Annotated in this window: 1 protein-coding gene; it reads left to right on the top strand. The window is 80.7% G+C overall.

The genetic code is table 11. The features are described 5' to 3' along the window. The coding region (locus tag D1643_RS11270) for a DUF11 domain-containing protein (protein WP_201751122.1) at positions 1–668 on the top strand (668 nt) is incomplete at both ends.

Below are 668 nucleotides of genomic sequence, written 5' to 3'. Positions count from 1 at the left end.
CCCCGAGGGCCCGGAGCCGGGCGAGCCCGCGGAGCCGCCCGCGCCCGATGACGGGCCCGCGGCGTCCTCGCCGCCGGCGGAGCCCGCGCCCGTCGTCCCCGACGACCCGGCCGAGGGGGACGTGGCCATCGGGAAGACCGCCGAGAACACCTCCCGGGACGACGGGGCCACCCGCGTGGGCGACGTCGTCCGCTACGAGGTCGCCCTGCGCGTCGACGGGCCCGGCACGGGCTGGATGGACGCGGTCATACGCGACGAGGTGCCCCGGGGCCTCGAGCCCCTCTCCGGCTCCATCCGCCTCACGCTGCCCGGCGGCGCCGAGGTCGCCGTGGACGACGGGGCCTACGACCCGGCCACCCGCGTGCTCGCCGTGGCCGTCGGGCACCTCCGCGGCGGGCAGGAGGCGCGCCTCTCCTTCTACGCGCTCGTGACCGCCGACGCCCTCGGCGCCGACGTGGGCAACGTGGCCGAGGCCCTCGGCACGCCGCCCTCCGCGTGGGACCCCGACGGCGAGGGGCCCGAGCCCGGCGCGCCCTTCTCCCCGCCCGGCGGCTGGGACGCCTGGGAGGGCGGGCGCGACAAGGTGGAGAGCGCCCCGGCGGCCTACCCGCCCGGCGCGACGAGCGAGGGCGGCGTGCTGCCCGGCGACGGCGGAGCCGGCGACTCGG

It is taken from the genome of Enterorhabdus sp. P55 (assembly GCF_009911695.1).
GTDB lineage: Bacteria > Actinomycetota > Coriobacteriia > Coriobacteriales > Eggerthellaceae > Enterorhabdus.
The sequence above is the reverse complement of the archived record's forward strand: the minus strand, read 5'-3'. Positions and strand labels throughout refer to the sequence as shown.